At 69.5% G+C, this 18,664-nt stretch carries 15 protein-coding genes; 7 read left to right on the forward strand and 8 right to left on the reverse strand.

All coding sequences use genetic code 11. The features are described from left to right. Nucleotides 1-41 precede the first annotated feature (41 nt). Nucleotides 42-215 carry a 50S ribosomal protein L32 gene (gene rpmF / locus BN976_RS12785; RefSeq protein ID WP_003930126.1) on the reverse strand — a complete coding sequence of 58 codons (174 nt, stop codon included), beginning with the start codon at nt 213-215 and terminating at the stop codon, nt 42-44. A gap of 371 nt (nt 216-586) precedes the next feature. Between rpmF and BN976_RS12790 the strand changes: the two genes are divergently transcribed. The 7 genes from BN976_RS12790 to BN976_RS12820 all read left to right on the forward strand — a co-directional run bounded on the left by BN976_RS12790 (nt 587) and on the right by BN976_RS12820 (nt 9,787). After that, nucleotides 587-2,224 (forward strand): acyclic terpene utilization AtuA family protein, encoded by a 1,638-nt coding sequence (locus BN976_RS12790; RefSeq protein ID WP_235622051.1) that lies wholly within the window; start codon nt 587-589, stop codon nt 2,222-2,224. Next, nucleotides 2,221-3,381: an acyl-CoA dehydrogenase family protein gene (locus BN976_RS12795; protein ID WP_036371078.1), complete on the forward strand. Its 1,161-nt coding sequence runs from the start codon at nt 2,221-2,223 to the stop codon at nt 3,379-3,381. The genes BN976_RS12790 and BN976_RS12795 overlap by 4 nt, the downstream gene beginning before the upstream one ends. After that, entirely contained in the window at nt 3,378-5,027 is a 1,650-nt protein-coding gene (locus tag BN976_RS12800) for an acyl-CoA carboxylase subunit beta (protein ID WP_051558414.1), read from the forward strand. Before BN976_RS12795 ends, BN976_RS12800 begins: the two co-directional genes overlap by 4 nt. Nucleotides 5,028-5,118: 91 nt before the next feature. Continuing rightward, nucleotides 5,119-7,089, forward strand: a complete 1,971-nt coding sequence (locus BN976_RS12805; RefSeq protein WP_011781995.1) for an acetyl/propionyl/methylcrotonyl-CoA carboxylase subunit alpha — start codon at nt 5,119-5,121, stop codon at nt 7,087-7,089. Further along, nucleotides 7,086-8,243 carry an acyl-CoA dehydrogenase family protein gene (locus BN976_RS12810; protein WP_036371080.1) on the forward strand — a complete coding sequence of 386 codons (1,158 nt, stop codon included), beginning with the start codon at nt 7,086-7,088 and terminating at the stop codon, nt 8,241-8,243. Before BN976_RS12805 ends, BN976_RS12810 begins: the two co-directional genes overlap by 4 nt. 55 nt (nt 8,244-8,298) lie before the next feature. Beyond that, on the forward strand, nt 8,299-9,066 hold the full coding sequence (locus BN976_RS12815) for an enoyl-CoA hydratase family protein (RefSeq protein ID WP_036371084.1): 768 nt from the start codon (nt 8,299-8,301) through the stop codon (nt 9,064-9,066). A 124-nt stretch (nt 9,067-9,190) separates the two neighbouring features. After that, the gene (locus BN976_RS12820; RefSeq protein WP_011781998.1) at nt 9,191-9,787 is read left to right on the forward strand and encodes a DUF1707 SHOCT-like domain-containing protein; all 597 of its coding nucleotides are present in this window, start codon (nt 9,191-9,193) and stop codon (nt 9,785-9,787) included. Here the strand turns inward: BN976_RS12820 and BN976_RS12825 are convergent. From BN976_RS12825 to BN976_RS12855, 7 genes are read right to left on the reverse strand one after another with little or no spacing between them, the layout of a single operon-like run. Beyond that, nucleotides 9,784-11,790, reverse strand: a complete 2,007-nt coding sequence (locus BN976_RS12825; RefSeq protein WP_011781999.1) for a vWA domain-containing protein — start codon at nt 11,788-11,790, stop codon at nt 9,784-9,786. The genes BN976_RS12820 and BN976_RS12825 overlap by 4 nt on opposite strands. Continuing rightward, nucleotides 11,783-13,174 carry a sigma 54-interacting transcriptional regulator gene (locus BN976_RS12830; protein WP_011782000.1) on the reverse strand — a complete coding sequence of 464 codons (1,392 nt, stop codon included), beginning with the start codon at nt 13,172-13,174 and terminating at the stop codon, nt 11,783-11,785. The genes BN976_RS12825 and BN976_RS12830 overlap by 8 nt, the downstream gene beginning before the upstream one ends. A gap of 43 nt (nt 13,175-13,217) precedes the next feature. Then, nucleotides 13,218-13,892, reverse strand: a complete 675-nt coding sequence (locus BN976_RS12835; RefSeq protein WP_036371427.1) for a hypothetical protein — start codon at nt 13,890-13,892, stop codon at nt 13,218-13,220. Between the two features lie 15 nt (nt 13,893-13,907). Next, nucleotides 13,908-15,491, reverse strand: a complete 1,584-nt coding sequence (purH, locus tag BN976_RS12840; RefSeq protein WP_036371087.1) for a bifunctional phosphoribosylaminoimidazolecarboxamide formyltransferase/IMP cyclohydrolase — start codon at nt 15,489-15,491, stop codon at nt 13,908-13,910. Beyond that, nucleotides 15,488-16,144 carry a phosphoribosylglycinamide formyltransferase gene (purN, locus tag BN976_RS12845; protein WP_011782003.1) on the reverse strand — a complete coding sequence of 219 codons (657 nt, stop codon included), beginning with the start codon at nt 16,142-16,144 and terminating at the stop codon, nt 15,488-15,490. The genes purH and purN overlap by 4 nt, the downstream gene beginning before the upstream one ends. Before the next feature lie 9 nt (nt 16,145-16,153). Beyond that, nucleotides 16,154-17,674 (reverse strand): cell division protein PerM, encoded by a 1,521-nt coding sequence (locus tag BN976_RS12850; protein ID WP_036371091.1) that lies wholly within the window; start codon nt 17,672-17,674, stop codon nt 16,154-16,156. 60 nt (nt 17,675-17,734) lie between these two features. Then, nucleotides 17,735-18,580 carry a DUF5336 domain-containing protein gene (locus tag BN976_RS12855; protein WP_011782005.1) on the reverse strand — a complete coding sequence of 282 codons (846 nt, stop codon included), beginning with the start codon at nt 18,578-18,580 and terminating at the stop codon, nt 17,735-17,737. Between the last annotated feature and the right edge of the window lie 84 nt (nt 18,581-18,664).

Raw genomic sequence — 18,664 nt, forward strand, 5'->3', positions numbered from 1 at the left:
GGCTGAGAGGCACGCCGCCAATTGGGCGTCTTCCCTCAGACTTAGCGGCGGTCGAGGTCGATCAGGCCAAGGCGGGCGGCCTTGAGCAGACGACGGGGCACCTTGCGCTGCTGACCTGCGACGGTGACACCGACGAGGTTGGTCGCGGTGGCCTTCCACTGCGCGCGCCGGCTACGGGTGTTCGCGCGCGACATCCTGCGCTTCGGCACAGCCATGATCGAGAACTCCATCTATCGGGGTGATATCCGAGGTTGCACTGCCTGCGGGCCTGGACCGGCCGGGCGCTGGCAATTGTCGTTCAGGATAGCCGGTGAGCTGGGTGGGCTCCAAACTCGGCAACTTGACCTCGCCCGGTGGGCGTCCGGACCGCGGTATCAGCGGAAACGCCCGGTAGTCCGGCACCGGCATCGCAGACTGGACCACACCAACCCGCGCGGAACCCTTGACGCGATACCGCCGGTACCCGATAACCTACCGGTTGGTTGGTCGGGACCTGACGACAGGAGTGTGCGTGACGACTGCGGGGTTTCGGACGCCCGTCCGCATCGGGAACTGCTCGGGCTTCTATGGCGACCGGCTGGCGGCGATGCGCGAGATGCTCACCGGCGGCGAGTTGGACTACCTCACCGGCGACTACCTGGCCGAGCTGACGATGCTGATCCTCGGTCGCGACCGGATGAAGAACCCCGACCGCGGTTACGCCAGGACCTTCCTGCGCCAAATGGAGGAGTGCCTGGGCCTCGCCAAGGACCGCGGTGTCCGGATAGTGGCCAACGCCGGTGGCCTGAACCCCGCCGGGTTGGCCGCCGCGGTGCGCGCACTGGCCGACAAGCTGGGCGTCGCGATCGCCGTGGCCCACGTCGAGGGCGACGACCTGCTAACCCGCGCCGAACAGCTGGGGCTGGGAAACCCGCTGACCGCCAACGCCTATCTGGGGGCGTGGGGCATCGTCGACTGCCTGGACTCGGGAGCCGATGTCGTTGTCACCGGGCGGGTGACCGACGCGTCGGTCATCGTCGGGCCTGCGGCCAGTCACTTCGGTTGGCAGCCAACGGATCACGATCTCATCGCGGGCGCCGTCGCAGCCGGCCACGTGATCGAGTGCGGCACCCAGGCCACCGGCGGCAACTTCTCCTTCTTCACCGAGCTGGCCGACCTCACCCACCCCGGCTTCCCGATCGCGGAGATCCATGCCGACGGCACGTCGGTGATCACCAAACACCCCGGCACCGGCGGCGCCGTCACGGTGGACACCGTCACCGCGCAACTGCTCTACGAGATCGGCGGCGCCCGTTACGCCAATCCCGACGCCACACTGCGCGTCGACTCGATCGAACTCACGAACGAGGGCCCCGACCGGGTCCGGATCTGCGGCGTGAAAGGCGAGCCCCCGCCGCCGACGCTGAAGGTCTCCCTCAACAGCCTCGGAGGGTTCCGCAACGAGGTCACGTTCGTTCTCACCGGTCTCGACATCGAGGCGAAGGCAGATCTGGTGCGCCGCCAACTCGAAACCAGCCTGCCGGTGCGCCCCGCCGAGCTGGAGTGGACGCTGGCGCGTACCGACCACCCCGACGCCGACACCGAGCAGGAGGCCAGCGCGCTGCTGCGGTGTGTCGTGCGCGACCCCGACCCCGCGACGGTGGGACGGCAGTTCTCTTCTGCCGCTGTCGAACTGGCCCTGGCGAGTTACCCCGGCTTCACCAGCACCGCCCCGCCCGGGGACGGACAGGTCTACGGCGTGTTCACCGCCGCCTACGTCCCCGCCCGCGATGTACCGCACGTCGCCGTGCACGCCGACGGGGTTCGGATCGACATTCCCGCCGCGACGGACACCGTGGAGCTCACGGATCCCCCGCAGCCGCAGCTGCCGCCGCAGCGCGAGTCCGGCGCGGCGCGGCGGGTCCCGCTGGGCCTGATCGCCGGCGCCCGCAGCGGCGACAAGGGCGGCAGCGCGAACGTCGGCGTCTGGGTGCGGACTCACGACCAGTGGACGTGGCTGGTGCACACGCTGACCGTCGAGAAGGTGCGCGAGCTGCTCCCGGAGGCCGCCGAACTTCCGGTGACCCGCCACGTCCTGCCCAATCTGCGCGCCGTGAACTTCGTCATCGACGGGATCCTCGGCCGCGGCGTGGCGTACCAGGCGCGCTTCGATCCGCAGGCCAAAGGCCTCGGCGAGTGGCTGCGCAGCCGTTGTATCGAGATACCTGAGGAGCTGCTCCCGTGAGCATCTGGACCACCCCGGAGCGGGACGACCTTCGCAAGACAGTGCGCGCGTTCGTCGAACGCGAGGTACTGCCCCACGCCGGCGAGTGGGAGCGGATCGGGGAACTGCCCCGCGAGCTGCACCGCAAAGCGGCCGAGGTGGGACTGCTCGGCGCCGGGTTTCCCGAGTCGGTCGGCGGGGGCGGCGGTGACGGCGCCGACGCCGTCGTCATCTGCGAGGAGATGCACCGGGCCGGCGCGCCGGGCGGGGTGTTCGCGTCGCTGTTCACCTCCGGCATCGCGGTACCGCACATGATCGCCTCGGGCGACGAGCACCTGATCGACACCTACGTGCGGCCCACCCTGCGCGGGGAGAAGATCGGCGCGCTGGCGATCACCGAACCCGGCGGCGGATCCGACGTCGGGCACCTGACCACCCGCGCCGTCAAAGACGGTGACTGCTACATCCTCAACGGCGCGAAGACCTTCATCACCTCCGGCGTGCGCGCCGACTACGTCGTCACCGCGGTGCGCACGGGCGGGCTGGGCGCCGGCGGCATCTCGCTGATCGTGGTCGACAAAGGCGGACCGGGCTGCTCGCCTGGCTTACAGGTCACCCGCAAGCTGGACAAGATGGGCTGGCGCTCCTCGGACACCGCCGAACTGTCCTATACCGACGCCCGGGTACCCGCAGGCAACCTGGTCGGCGCGGAGAACACCGGCTTCCTGCAGATCGCGGCGGCGTTCGTGTCCGAGCGTGTCGGCCTTGCCGCGCAGGCGTATTCGAGCGCCCAACGTTGCCTGGACCTGACCGTCGAGTGGTGCCGCAGCCGCGAGACGTTCGGCAAACCGCTGATCACGCGGCAGTCGGTGCAGAACACGCTCGCCGAGATGGCCCGCCGCATCGACGTCGCCCGCGTGTACACCCACCACGTCGTCGAACGTGAACTCGCCGGCGAGACCAACCTGATCGCGGAGGTGTGCTTCGCCAAGAACACCGCCGTGGACGCGGGAGAGTGGGTGGCGCACCAGGCCGTGCAACTGTTCGGCGGCATGGGCTATATGGCCGAATCAGAGGTCGAACGCCAGTACCGCGACATGCGCATCCTCGGAATCGGCGGCGGCACAAGCGAAATCCTCACCGCACTGGCCGCCAAGACGTTGGGATACCAGTCATGACCACAGCGACAAGCGATGGGGGCACCTCCCGCTCGCGGGGGACGGATCGCGCATCGATCCTGCAGACCGCGATCGACACCGCCTCCCCCGCCTACCTCGAGGCCGCCGAGGTGATGACAGCCAAGCTCGCCGAACTGGAGGCCGAACACACCAAAGCGCTCGCGGGCGGCGGCGAGAAGTACGTCGCCCGCCACCATGCCCGCGGCAAGATGACCGCCCGCGAGCGCATCGAAGCCCTGCTCGACCCCGACTCCCCGTTCTTGGAGCTGAGCCCGCTGGCGGCGTGGGGCACCGAATTCACCGTCGGCGCCAGCATCGTCGTCGGCATCGGCGCGGTCAGCGGCGTGGAATGTCTGCTGGTGGCCAACGACCCGACCGTCAAGGGCGGCACCAGCAACCCGTGGACGTTGCGGAAGATCCTGCGCGCCAACCAGATCGCGCTGCAGAACCGGCTGCCGGTGATCTCCCTGGTGGAATCCGGCGGCGCGGACCTGCCGACCCAGAAGGAGATCTTCATCCCCGGCGGGCAGATGTTCCGGGACCTGACCCGGCTGTCAGCCGCCGGCATCCCGACGATCGCGCTGGTGTTCGGCAACTCCACCGCTGGGGGCGCCTACATCCCCGGCATGTCCGACCACGTGGTGATGATCAGGGAACGGTCGAAGGTGTTTCTGGCCGGGCCACCGCTGGTCAAGATGGCCACCGGCGAGGAGTCCGACGACGAATCGCTGGGTGGCGCCGAGATGCACGCCCGCACGTCGGGTCTGGCCGACTACTTCGCCGTCGACGAACTCGACGCGCTGCGCATCGGCAGGCGGATCGTCGCGCGACTCAACTGGCGCAAGCAGGGACCCGCGCCGCGGCCGGTCGTCGTGCCGCGATACGACGAGAACGAGTTGATCGGCGTCGTGCCACCGGATCTCCGGATCCCGTTCGACCCGCGCGAAGTCATCGCGCGCATTGTCGACGGCTCGGAGTTCGACGAGTTCAAACCGCTCTACGGCGGCTCGCTGGTGACCGGATGGGCCACGCTGCACGGCTACCCGCTGGGCATCCTGGCCAACGCCCGAGGCGTGCTGTTCAGCGCAGAGTCGCAGAAGGCCACCCAGTTCATCCAGCTGGCGAACCGGTCGAACACTCCACTGTTGTTCCTGCACAACACCACCGGCTACATGGTGGGCAAGGACTACGAGGAGGGCGGCATGATCAAGCACGGCGCGATGATGATCAACGCCGTGTCCAACTCGACGGTGCCCCACATCTCGCTGCTGATCGGCGCCTCCTACGGCGCGGGGCATTACGGCATGTGCGGGCGAGCCTACGACCCCCGGTTCCTGTTCGCGTGGCCGAGCGCCAAATCCGCGGTGATGGGCGGTACGCAGCTGGCGGGGGTGCTGTCGATCGTCAACCGCGCCGCCACCGAGGCCCGCGGTGGACAGGTCGACGAAGCCGCCGACGCTGCGCTGCGGGCGGCCGTCGAGGCGCAGATCGAGGCGGAGTCGCTGCCGATGTTCCTGTCCGGACGGCTCTACGACGACGGCGTCATCGACCCCCGCGACACCCGCACCGTGCTGGGAATGTGCCTGTCCGCCATCGCCAATGGCCCGATCGAGGGGACGTCGAACTTCGGCGTCTTCCGGATGTGAGCATCGTGGCCGCCATCGCCGAATCTGAACTTCTCCCCGAGTTTTCGCCCGTTTGTCGCACGCAACTTCAGACTCGACACGAGGGACGCCCATGATCACTCGAGTTTTGGTCGCCAATCGCGGCGAGATCGCCCGCCGCGTGTTCGCCACCTGCCGCCGCCTCGGGATCGGCACCGTCGCGGTGTACACCGACGCCGACGCCGGGGCGCCCCACGTCGCCGAGGCCGACGCCCGGGTGAGGTTGACGGGCACCCGCGGCTACCTGGATGCCGCGCAGCTCATCGCGGCCGCCCGGTCGTCGGGTGCCGACGCGATCCACCCCGGATACGGATTCCTCTCGGAGAATCCCGATTTCGCCGCCGCCGTACAGGATGCGGGGCTGAGGTGGATCGGCCCGCCGGTGGCCGCGGTGGCGGCGATGGGTTCCAAGATCGAGGCGAAGAAGCTCATGGCCGCGGCGGGCGTACCGGTGCTCGACGAGCTGGACCCCGACACCGTCACCGCGGACATGCTGCCGGTGCTGGTGAAGGCGTCGGCCGGCGGCGGGGGTCGCGGGATGCGGGTCGTCCGCGACCTGGCCGAGCTGCCTGCCCAGGTGGAGGCCGCGCGCCGCGAGGCACAGTCGGCCTTCGGCGATCCGACGGTGTTCTGCGAGCGCTATCTCGACGCCGGGCACCACGTCGAGGTCCAGGTGATGGCCGACGTCCACGGCACCGTATGGGCGGTCGGGGAGCGGGAATGCTCGATTCAGCGCCGTCACCAGAAGATCATCGAGGAGGCCCCGTCGCCTCTGGTCGAACGCGTCGCGGGTATGCGGGACAAGCTGTTCGAGGCCGCGAGGCTGGCCGCGACCGCGATCGGTTACAGCGGCGCGGGCACCGTCGAGTTCATGGCCGACGATCAGGGCGCCTTCTTCTTCCTCGAGATGAACACCCGGCTGCAGGTGGAGCACCCCGTCACCGAGCTCACGTCCGGAGTGGACCTGGTGGAACTGCAACTGGCCGTGGCCGACGGTGCGACACTGGATCCCTCACCGCCGGCACCGCGCGGCGCGTCGATCGAGGCCCGGCTCTACGCCGAAGATCCCGCCAACAACTGGCAACCGCAGCCCGGCGCCGTGCACCACTTCGACGTCCCGACAGCCGGTGTCGAGTTCGGCCCCCTCGACCGCACGGGTGTGCGTCTGGACTCCGGCATCACCGACGGCGCGGTCATCTCGGTGTTCTACGACCCGATGATCGCCAAGGTGATCTCGTACGCCCCGACGCGCAGGCAGGCCGCGGCCCTGCTCGCCGACGCGCTTACCCGCGCCCGCATCCACGGGGTGCGGACCAACCGGGACCTGCTGGTCAACGTGCTGCGCCACCCCGCGTTCGGCGACGGCGCCACCGACACGGCGTTCTTCGACACCCACGGGCTGGCCGAGCTGGCCGCACCCGTCGCCGACGACCGGACCGTGGCGCTGTCCGCGGTGGCCGCCGCGCTGGCCGATGCGGCCCACAACCGCAGCACCGCAACCGTTTTCGAGGATATTCCGAGTGGGTGGCGCAACCTGCCGGCCGGGTTCCAGCACAAGAGCTACCAGGACCACGCCGGCCGGGCGCACGACGTGCGGTACCGCTTCACCCGGGATGGAGTGATGATCGACGGCCACGACGACGTCTCCGTGGTGTCGGCCGGGCAGCGGCAGGTGGTGCTGACGGTCTCCGGCGTGGACCGGCCGTTCGACGTCACCCGGTACGGGGATTCAGTCTTCGTCGACTCACCCTGCGGCTGCACGCATTTCGTGGCGCTACCCCGGTTCCCCGACCCCGCGGCAGCGTTGGCCCACGGCTCGCTGCTCGCGCCGATGCCCGGCTCGGTGCTGCGGGTCGGGGCCGCCCCTGGCGACACGGTGACCGCGGGCCAGCCGCTGCTGTGGCTGGAAGCCATGAAGATGGAGCACACCATCACCGCCCCCACCGACGGTGTCCTCGTCGAACTCAACGTCGAACCCGGCCGCCAGGTCGAGGTCGGTGCCGTCCTCGCCCGAGTCGAAAGCCAAGAAGGAGATCCGCGATGAGCTTCATCGAAACCGACGAACAGCAGGCGCTGCGCAAGGCGGTGGCCGCCATGGCCGCCAACTACGGGCAGGACTATTACCTGGAGAAGGCGCGCGCCGGCCAGCACACCGACGAATTGTGGTCGGAGGCAGGCAAGCTCGGGTTCATCGGGGTGAACCTGCCCGAGGAGTACGGCGGCGGCGGAGCAGGCATGTACGAATTGAGCCTGGTCATGGAGGAGATGGCGGCGGCAGGGTCGTCGCTGCTGATGATGGTCGTCTCCCCCGCGATCAACGGCACCATCATCTCCAAGTTCGGCACCGAGGAGCAGAAGAAGCGCTGGATCCCGGGCATCGCCGACGGATCCCTGACGATGGCGTTCGCGATCACGGAACCCGACGCCGGCTCGAACTCCCACAAGATCACCACCACCGCGCGCCGCGACGGCAGCGACTGGGTGCTGTCCGGGCAGAAGGTCTACATCTCCGGTGTGGACCAGGCGCAGGCGGTCCTGGTGGTCGGCCGGACCGAAGACCACAAGACGGGCAGCCTGAAGCCCGCGCTGTTCGTGGTACCCACGGACACACCGGGTTTCACCTACACCAAGATCCCGATGGAGATCGTCAGCCCCGAGTTCCAGTTCCAGGTCTTCCTCGACGAGGTGCGGCTGCCTGCCGACGCGCTCGTCGGCTCGGAGGACGCGGCGATCGCCCAGTTGTTCGCCGGGCTGAATCCGGAACGCATCATGGGCGCGGCGAGCGCAGTCGGCATGGGCCGCTTCGCGATCGGCAGGGCCGTCGAGTACGTCAAGACCCGGCAGGTCTGGAAGACACCGATCGGCGCGCACCAGGGGTTGTCACACCCGCTGGCGCAGAACCACATCGAGGTCGAACTGGCCAAGCTGATGATGCAGAAGGCCGCCAGCCTGTACGACGCCGGCGACGACGCTGGCGCCGCGGAGGCGGCCAACATGGCCAAGTACGCCGCCGGCGAAGCATCGGTGCGGGCCGTCGACCAGGCCGTGCAGTCACTCGGCGGCAACGGTCTGACCAAGGAGTACGGCATCGCTTCGGCGCTGACGGCGTCGCGGCTGGCGCGCATCGCCCCGGTCAGTCGGGAGATGATCCTCAACTTCGTGGCGCAGACCTCGCTGGGCCTGCCCAGGTCGTACTGATGTGGGGGTACCACCCGCTTGCGGGGGACGCTCGCGCGAAGAAGCGACGGTACTGATGAGCACGCTGGTCACCTACGAGCGCGACGGTGCGGTCGCGCGGCTCACGCTGGATTCCCCGCACAACCGCAACGCGCTGTCCACCGCCCTGGTCGAACAGCTGCACGACGGGCTGACGCGGGCGTCCTCAGAACCGCGGGTGCGCACGGTGGTCCTCGGCCACACCGGCAGGACGTTCTGCGCGGGCGCCGACCTGAGCGAGGCGGCCGGCCGCGACCCGTCAGATCTGGCTGTCGACCGCGCCCGCGAGATGACCCGGCTGCTGCGCAGGATCCTCGAGCTGCCCCTGCCCGTCATCGCCGCGGTCGACGGGCATGTCCGCGCCGGCGGCCTGGGTCTGGTCGGCGCGTGCGACATCGCGGTGGCCGGCGGCTCGAGCACGTTCGCGCTCACCGAGGCCAGGATCGGCGTCGCGCCGTCGATCATCTCCCTGACCCTGCTGCCGAAGATGACCGCACGGGCCGCGGGACGCTACTTCGTCACCGGAGAGAAGTTCGGTGCCGCCGAGGCCGCGGCCATGGGGCTGGTCACCGTCGCCACCGACGACGTGCCGGGCACGGTCGCCGATCTGACGTCCGCGATAGCCCAGGGTTCCCCGCAGGGGCTGGCCGCGTCCAAGGCGTTGACGACGGCGGCCCTCATCGACGACTTCGAGCGGCGCGCAGAGAAATTGACGCAGGAGTCTGCGCGGCTGTTCGTCTCCGAGGAGGCGCGGGAGGGGATGCTGGCGTTCCTGGAGAAGCGACCACCGCGGTGGGTGGGCTGAGCAGGCCACAGTTTGGTCAAGCCGCTTGCATGTGCCGACGTTCGTCGTAGGCTCGGGGCGATGTACTGCCTGCGTAGCAACGAGCCATCGATGAGGAGCCGTCGGTGAAGAGCGGAAGGTCACGATGAGCACCCCGGCCTCCCGCAGCGGGGCGATGCGTGCCGGCGACACCGACCGCATTCAGGTCGCCCAGCTCCTGACGGACGCCGCCGCCTCCGGCACCCTCGGTCTCTCGGAGTACGAAAGCCGCTTGAGCAGGGCCTACGCCGCCCAGACGTATGACGAGTTGGACCGCCTTTCCGCTGATCTGCCCGGTGCGGTGACGCGTGGCCGCGGCGGCCCGTGCCGGCCCGCGCCGTCGACGTTGCTGCTGGCGATCCTCACCGGCTACGAGCGCCGCGGCCGGTGGAACGTCCCGCGCCGGCTCACCACGTTCGCGCTCTGGGGTGGCGGCGTCGTCGACCTGCGTTACGCCGACTTCACCTCACCCGAGGTCGACATCCGGTCCTACTCGATCATGGGCGGGCAGACCATCCTGGTTCCCCCTGAGGTCAACGTCGACTCTCGGGGCGTCGCCGTGATGGGCAGTTTCGACCACGGCGTCGACGGGGAGGGCTCCGCGGGTGCACCGCTGGTCCGCATCAGGGGCTTCGCGCTCTGGGGCAGCGTCGGCGTCAAACGCAAGAGACGCAAGGCGCCGGCGGACACCGCCGAGGGTTAACGACGCCGCTTCGCGCTGAGATAGTCACCCACCACCGCCGCGCCCAGGCCGTCGAGGTCGGGCACCACCACGCGACCGCCCACCCGGCGCGCCACCTGATCGATGAACCGTGCCAGCCCCGGGTCGCTGCCGAGCCGGAAGATCGTCACCTGCGCGCCCATCCGCGCCACCTCGTCGAATCCCTTCACGGTGTGGGCGATGGTCCGCGGGTGCGGAGGGTAGTCAAAAAACACCGCAGAACGGCCGTCGCCGTCGAAGTCCTCCAGATGCGCAGTCGGCTCACCGTCGGTGACCACCAGCACGACCGGCTGCGCGTTGGGGTGCCGCCGCAGGTGCCGGGTGGCCAGCGCCAGTGCGTGGTGCAGATTCGTGCCCTGCTCGTAGACGCCTTCCAGCCCGGTCAGCTCCGCGGCGGTCACGGTGCGGGCATACCGGCCGAACGCCACGATCTGCAGCGCGTCGGAACGGAACCGGGTGCTGACGAGGTGGTTGAGCGCCAGCGCGGTCCGCTTCATCGGCAGCCAACGGTTCTCCATCACCATCGAGAACGACGTATCCACCAGCAGCGCCACCGCGGCCTGGGTGCGGGTTTCGGTCTCGGAGATCTCGACGTCGTCCACCGTGATCCGAATCGGCCCGGCGGTCTCCCCGGTCCCGGCCTCGCGCAGCACCGCGTTGGTACCCGCAGTGCGGAGCACTGCATTCGTTACCGTGCGGGTGACGTTCCACGGTTCGGTGTCGCCGAACTGCCACGGCCGGGTGGCTCCGGTCAGCTCTCCGGCCGCCCCGGCGCGGCGGGTGTCGCGCTCGCCGTGCCGCCCGGAAAGCTGTTGCGCCACATCACGTAACGCCGCCTGACCGAGCTGTCGCATCGCCTTGGGTGAGAGCCGCCACTGCCCGTCGGATCCGCGGTCGAGGAAGCCCTGGTTCATCAACGCCCGCTCCAGCTCCGCCAGGGTGCGGGCGTTGACGGCGGCCTCGTCGCCGAGTTGACGCGCCAGCATGTCGAGGTCGACGTCGTCCATGGTCGCGCCGGAGTAGCTCTGCGACAGCTGTTCGGCGAGCTGCTCGAGCTCGGCGATGTCGGCCAGCGCCTGTGCCCCCTCCCCCATGCCGAGCGGGTCGTCACCGGAGAACCGTTGCGAGCCCGTCCAATCCTCCCCGGGCCGGGCGGACTGCAGGTGGGCGTCGAGACGGTCGAGCGCGTTCATCAACGACGGTGACCCGAAAGCCTGCTGCGCCAACGCATCCAGCTCGGCGCGCTGCTGCTCGGACAGGCTGTTGCGGAACCGCTGCGCGGCCGCCGCCCGCTTGGCCAGCGAGTCCAGCAGCTCGTCGATGTTCTTCGGGTTCTCCGGGAAGAACTGGCCGTGCTTGGCCATGAAGTCCTGGAAATCCTGGGGGGAATCTTGTCCTTTGGCGTGCTTGTCGAGCAGGTCGTTGAGATCGTCGAGCATGTCGTTGACCCGCTGGCGATCCTCGTCGGTGGCGTTCTCCAGCGCCTCCTTCATGCCGGCGAACCGCTGATCGAGCATCTCGCGTCCGAGCAGATCCTTGATCTGGTCGTACTTCTCGCGCGCCTCCGGCGACCGCCAGTCATAATCGGAAAGCTCCTGCACGGCTTTGGCCGGGGACGGGGACAGCGAGTTCAGCTGCAGCTCACCGAACCGTGCGTCGTCGTCGAGCGCACGCGCCAGTTCCTTGCGTTCGGCGAGCACCGCCTCGTCGAGCAGCTTCTTGATGTCGGCCAGGGTGCCGTCGAGATTGTTGCGCTGCAGCAGTTCCCGACGGCGACGGTTGGCTTCGGCGGCGAGCTTGTCGGCGCCCGGCATGTTCTGAGTGCCGCGCCGGAGCATCTCCGACAGCGCGCGCCGCGGCGACGTGCCCTCCATGACGTCCTGACCGATCGCCTCGAGCGCCTCGCGCAGGTCGACGGGCGGCGCCAGCGGGTCGGGCCCGCCCGTGTACCGCGAATACCGCGACAGCCGAACATGTTTAGCCATAGACGGTTTCGCCTTCGTCGGACACCTTGTCGATGCGCTTGGCCAGATACAGGGCCTCCAGCGCCAACTCCATCGCGGCGGCGCGCTGCCCTTCGGACGTCGCACCGAGCCGCTGCTGGATTTCGGCGACGGCGGACACCTCGGGAACTGCGGCCAGCACCTCGCGGGCGGACACCCGTTCCCCGGTGGTGACGGGCGAGCCGTTCTCCACGGCGGTGACGATCGGTCCGACGTCGATGCCGCCGAGCAGCCGTTGCGCCGTCTCGGCCGTGGCGCGGCGCAGCAGATGCTCGAGGACGGCCTGCTCGCGGCCCTCCTCGCCGGACTCGAATTCGAGCTTGCCCCGCAGCACGTCGATCACGTTCTGCAGGTCGACCACCCGCGCGACCGGATCCTGCTCGCCGAGCAGGGCCGCGCGGTGGCGGGCCGACGCGGCGACGGTTTCTGCGGCCGCGATCGCGAACCGGGCCGAAACCCCGGAGCGCTGGTCGATGGAGCTGGATTCGCGCAGGCTGCGTGCGAAGCGGGCCAGAATCTGCAGCAGGTAGTCGGGCACCTCGGCGGCCAGGTGCGCCTCCTGGGTGATGACGCCGACCTCGGCGTCGAGCTCGGGCGGGTAGTGGGTGCGGATCTCGGCGCCGAACCGGTCCTTGAGCGGGGTGATGATGCGCCCGCGGTTGGTGTAGTCCTCGGGGTTGGCGCTGGCGACGACCAGCACGTCCAGCGGCAGCCGCAGCGTGTACCCGCGGACCTGGATGTCGCGCTCCTCCATCACGTTGAGCATCGCCACCTGGATCCGTTCAGCCAGGTCGGGAAGCTCGTTGACCGCGACGATGCCCCGGTGTGCCCGCGGGATCAGGCCGTAGGCGATGGTCTCCGGGTCCCCGAGGCTGCGTCCCTCGGCGACCTTGATCGGGTCGATGTCACCGACCAGGTCGGCCACGCTGGTGTCCGGGGTGGCCAGTTTCTCGGTGTAGCGCTCGCTGCGGTGCCGCCAGGTGATCGGCAGGTCGTCACCGGAGTCGGCCGCCCGCCGGATCGACTCGGGGGTGATCGGGCTGTACGGGTGCTCACCGAGCTCGGCGCCGGCGATCACCGGCGTCCACTCGTCGAGCAGGTTGGTGAGCGCACGAAGGAGCCGCGTCTTGCCCTGCCCGCGTTCACCGAGCAGGACGACGTCGTGTCCGGCGATCAACGCCCGCTCCAACTGGGGGATGACGGTGTCCTCGAAGCCGAGAATGCCCGGCCAGACCGCATCGGCACCGGCTCCGGACGCCAGCGCCGACAGCAGGTTCTCCCGGATCTCGGCCTTGATGCTGCGCTCCTGATGGCCGGAGGCACGCAGTTCGCCGACGGTTCGGGGCAGGTCGTTAGGTGAAGTCACCTCTCCACGCTACGACTATCCGCGGAGTTGGGGTCGGATAACCTCAGCGGCTGCCCGGCGGCAGCATCTGGAAACCGTTCAGAATCTGGGCGGAGTCGCGCTGGTATTCCGGATCCCGCTCGTCGGCGCTCTGCACGGTGACCGCGACACCGTAGGTCGTCCCTTCACTGACCATGACGGCGCTGAGCAGGTCCGCCCGGCGGGGCGCCGCCGTGCCGAGCAGTGGCGACATGTAGTGCCCGCGCACCGCGGGCAGGCCGCACAACGTGGTGTCGGTGAGTGTCAGGTCGGTGACACCCAGCTGCATCACCTGGCGCCGTTGGTCGGCGAAAAACTCCCGCGGCGACAATTCGCCGCGGTGGGACTCCAGCGTCACCACCGCCGTCGGGGTGATGCCCCCTGTGGCCAGACCCTCATTGCGCATCACGTACCGGATGGCCCCGGAGTCGAGGGCGGTGACGCGCTTCCAGCCCTCGGGGCGGGGGATCCGGAGCACCGGTTCGATGTCGGCCGCCGCGCCGCGCGGCGGCGGAACGTCGGCGAGCTCGCTGTCGACGGGCGTACAGGCGTCCGCGGAGGCATAGGAGCCGAACGGGGCGCCGGGTTCGGCGGCCACCGCCCGCGCGTCGTCGACCACCCGCGTGCACGACGGCACCAGCGTCGCAGCGAGCACCGCGGTCGCCGCGAGAACGCGGCGCCGCACTGTGCGCGAATCCATCAGCAAGGCCACTCCCTAGTGCGCGAAATGCCTTGCGCCGGTGAGGTAGAGCGTGATCCCGGCCGCTTCGGCGGCGGCGGTCACCTCGTCGTCGCGCACCGATCCGCCGGGGTGGACGACGGCCTTGACGCCCGCCCTGATGAGGGTCTCCAGCCCGTCCGGGAACGGGAAGAACGCGTCGGAGGCGCCGACTGCGCCGCTGCTGCGCCCGCCGGCGCGCTCGACGGCCAGGCGGGCCGCGTCGACGCGGTTGACCTGACCCATGCCCACCCCGACCGTGGCGCCGTCCCTGGCGAGCACGATGGCGTTAGATTTGACCGCCCGGCAGGTCCGCCATGCGAACGCCAGGTCGGCCAGCGTGTCGGGGTCGGCGGCGGGGCCTGCGGCCAGCGTCCACGTGTTCGGGTTGTCGCCGGCGGCGTCGAGGGCGTCGCGCTGCTGCAGCAGCAGCCCGCCGCTGACCTGACGGAACTCGGTGCCGCCCCGCTGGGGTTCGGAGGCGACCAGAACGCGGATGTTCTTCTTGCCCGAGAGCACTTCGACGGCACCCGGTTCGTAGGCCGGCGCGATGATCACCTCGGTGAAGATTCCGGCGACGGTCTCGGCCATCTCGACGGTGACCTCGGTGTTCGCCGCGATCACCCCGCCGAAAGCCGACAGCGGGTCACACTCGTGTGCCTTGCGGTGGGCGTCGGCGACCGAGACCGGCGAGATCGCGATGCCGCACGGGTTGGCGTGCTTGATGATCGCCACGCAGATGTCCTCGTGGTCGAACGCCGCACGCCACGCCGCGTCGGCGTCGGTGTAGTTGTTGTAGGACATCTCCTTGCCGTGCAGCTGTTCGGCCTGTGCGAGGCCGGGCCATCCGCCGTCGTCGCGGTACAGCGCGGCCTGCTGGTGCGGGTTCTCGCCGTAGCGCAGCACGGCCGCGCGCCGGAACGTCGCGCCCAGCCAGGGCGGCAGGTCGCCGCTCGTCGCCTCGGCCTCGGGGGCCAGTACCGACTCCATCCACGAGGCCACCGCCACGTCGTACTCAGCGGTGTGCCGGAATGCCAACGCCGCCAGCTTCTTTCGCTCCGAGTAGGTGAAGCCGCCGGCGCGCACCGCGGCCAGCACCCCGTCGTAGCCCAGCGGATCGACCACGACGGCGACGCTGGGATGGTTCTTGGCGGCGGCGCGCACCATCGACGGCCCGCCGATGTCGATCTGCTCCACGCATTCGTCTTCGTCTGCGCCGGAGTTCACCGTCTGGGTGAACGGGTACAGGTTCACCACCACCAGCTCGAACGCCGCGACGCCGAGCTCGGCCAGTGCCGCGACGTGTTCAGCCTTGCGCTGATCGGCGAGCAACCCGGCGTGCACGTGCGGGTGCAACGTCTTGACACGGCCGTCGAGCACCTCGGGGAAGCCCGTGACGTCCTCCACGGGTGTGACCGGAATCCCGGCGCCGGCAATCGTTTTGGCCGTCGAACCGGTGGACACGATGTCGACGCCGGCAGCGTGCAGACCCTGCGCCAGGGGCACAAGCCCGGTCTTGTCGTAGACGCTGATCAGGGCACGCCTGATCGGCCTCCGGAACAGGTCGTCGTTGTCGCTCATCCTAGGTTCACCTTTCGTCCTGTCCATGTCATGCCGCGGGTTGCCATCGCCGCCACCACATCCACCAGCAGTTGCCTTTCGATCACCTTGATGCGCTCGTGCAGCGATGACTCGTCGTCACCGTCGAGCACCGTCACGGCCTGTTGGGCGACGATGGGACCGGTGTCGGTGCCCGCGTCCACCAGATGCACCGTGCACCCGGTCACCCGTACGCCGTAGGCCAGCGCGTCGCGCACCGCGTGCGCGCCGGGGAACGCGGGTAGTAGCGCCGGATGGGTGTTGAGCACCCGGCCGGGAAATGTCGAAAGAAACTGGGGGCCAAGTATTTTCATGAATCCGGCGGACACCACCAAATCGGGGCGGTGGGCCGCGGTCGCGTCGGCCAGCGCAGCGTCCCACGCGGCGCGGTCGGGATACTCGCTCAGCGGGACGGTGAACGTCGGTATCGCGGCCCCGGAGGCGATGTCCAGCGCCGCGCACACCCGATCTGTGCCGACTGCGACCACCCGTGCCGGGTAGTCACCGACGGCGGATTTCAACAACGAGGCCAGCAGCGAGCCGGTACCCGAAGCCAGCACCACCAGTCGCGCCGGCGCGCTCGGGGGCACACGCAGGACGCATCGCTCCTCGCGTCCGCCGGCCTCAGGTTGCACGCTGAGATCCTAGTGGTCACCCTGTTCGCGCTTGCCGCCGCTGTCGTCGTCGACGACGCTGAGGCCGTTTTCTTCGTCTTCGACGCTGAGGCCGTTTTCTTCGTCTTCGACGCTGAGGCCGTTTTCTTCGTCTTCGACGAAGTGGCCGTTTTCTTCGTCTTCGACGAAGGGGCTTGTTTGTTCGTCAACGACGAAGTGGTCCTCGGGGTCAAGGTCAGCGTCGATCGGACCGTCGGGTACCGGCGGCGCAGGTTCACCGGCGGGCTCGATTCGCGGGTCGGGGTCCGGCCGGTCCCGGGGCGGTGCCTCGAGGGCGATTTCTTCGGTGTGGGGCTCCGCGTCAGCGGTCTCGATCACGGCGTCGTCGACAACCGCCGCTGGTTCGGGGACAGGCTTGGGTTTGCGCACCCGCGGGGTGATCCCGCCCGACATCGCGACCGTGAGCGCGCCGATCCCGAAAAACCACAGGAACACCGCGGGGGCGAACGTGGCCTGATCCACACCGACGTTCCCGAAATTGCCCAGCGGTCCCCCACCGGCATGTCCGAGCAACGCCATCGCCCCCGCCGCGGCCGCCGCGGCGGTCAGCACCTTCGCCAGCGCCGCGGGCATCGGCAGCGGGTGGCGCGCGCACTGCTGGCCCAGCGCCACCGCCGACACCGCCGCGATGATCATCAGGGCCACCCATACCGGGCCGAGCGGCGGAGTCGGGACCGCGGCCAGCACCGGAAGCGCCGGTATGTCGCCGCCGAACACCGTGAACGAACTGAACGTGGCCAGCCCGATGTGCGCACTCGAGCCGACCGCCACCGCCGAGGCCCCCACCATCACGTTGGGCAGGTACAGCACCGAAAGCACGGTCAGGCTGAGCTGGCCGAACATCGAGTCGGTGATCGAGAACAGGTCGTGCATGGTCGACCAGTGCACGACCAGCGACCCGGCGACGACGGCGCCCGACAGACCCATGAGCGCCAGCACACCGGCCGCCGCCGCCCGGAACGCGTCAGGCAGCCAACCGGGCAGCGGCGACGCGCTCAGCAGCCGCCTGCCCACCCGCGAACCGACGCCGAGCACCGCACCGATCGCGTGCACGGTGAACACGTAGCCGAAGGCGTGCAGCGCGTCCGGGGTCTGCAGTTGGGTGAGCACCGAGGCGGCGTCGTGGATGACGGCCAGACAGATCGCGGCGATCAACACCGGCCCGCCCAGCGCCGAGGCCACCACCCAGCGGGTGACGAACCACGAGGAGCTGGTCGCCGCCGCGGTGGTCCGCGCGGTGCCGTAGATCATCACCAGGACCGGAAGCAGCGGCATCACGCCGAGAGCGCTGCCGCCGATGGACACCGGAACCAGATGCACACCCAGCCACATGCTGGCGATGGCGCCGAAAGCGCCTGTCATGTCGCTGTTGGCGATCAGCAGCTGAAGCAGGACGACTGCGGCGATGATCACCAACGCGACGAGGGACGGACCGAACGCGACCCGCAGCAGGTCACGCGCCTGGCGTGTACCGACTGGCCGGGTGCTCACGGGTTGGGCCGCTCCTCGCAGACGCTCGGGCGCGCGACGTTCGCGCACGCGCGGCTCAGACTACGACGAGGACTGACCCGGCTGCGAGGATGACGGCGACTGGTGTGGCGCGGGCGCCTGGCTGGTCGGCGTGTTGCTCGCGGGCGGCTGGCCGTACGTCGGGAAGCCGGTGGGCGGGGTGGGCGGTCCGGACTGTGCGCCGGCGGGGAAACCGCCGGTGCCCGGCCCGCTGCCCGGGTAGCCGCCATACGGCGTCGGGTATCCGGGCCGCTGCTGTTGTTGCGGCCCCTGCTGGTGCTGACCGGAACCGCCCTGGGTGGGCGGCTGACCGTAGTAGCCGGGGTACTGGCCGTAGGACTGCGGCTGCTCGTACTTGGGCCGGGGCACCGGTGGGGTGATGATGCCCGCGTCGAACAGCAGCACGACGACGGAGACGGCCGCCTGAAGCAGGATGAACGCGATGACGAGGTAGAGGCCCCATCCGATCGACGCCTCGGCCGGCTTGTTGATGATCTCCGCGACCACGAGCAGCAGGGCCAGAACCGCCGCGACGGCGGCCACAGCGGTGAAGTTGTTCTGCCGGGGAAGCAGCCCGACCGCGGCGAACAGGCCCGCTGTGATCGCGGAGATGACAGCCAAGATGACACCGAACGAGCTGCCCGTCAGCTCACCGAAGGCGGAGAAGTCCGACGCTGTGAAGTGCGGGCCGAAGCTCGACATGTACACGAGCAGGCCGAGGGCCACGACGGCGGCGCTGAGGTAGACGGGTAGTTTGCTCGGACCCTCGGCGACCGGGTCGGCGTCGGGAACTCTGTTGAACTGCTGTGTCGGCGCGCTGAATTGGGTGGTCGGTTGCTGGCCGGGCGGGAATCCCTGACCTCCGGGCGCGCCTTGTGGGTACGACATGACCTCTCCTGTGCTGTGCGGACATCGGAACTGACGGTGCCGCCATGGGTGACGACGGTCGACGTCGACGAACCCGCCTGAAGC

The sequence above is a fragment of the Mycolicibacterium austroafricanum genome, from assembly GCF_000612725.1.
Taxonomy (GTDB): Bacteria; Actinomycetota; Actinomycetes; order Mycobacteriales; family Mycobacteriaceae; genus Mycobacterium; species Mycobacterium austroafricanum.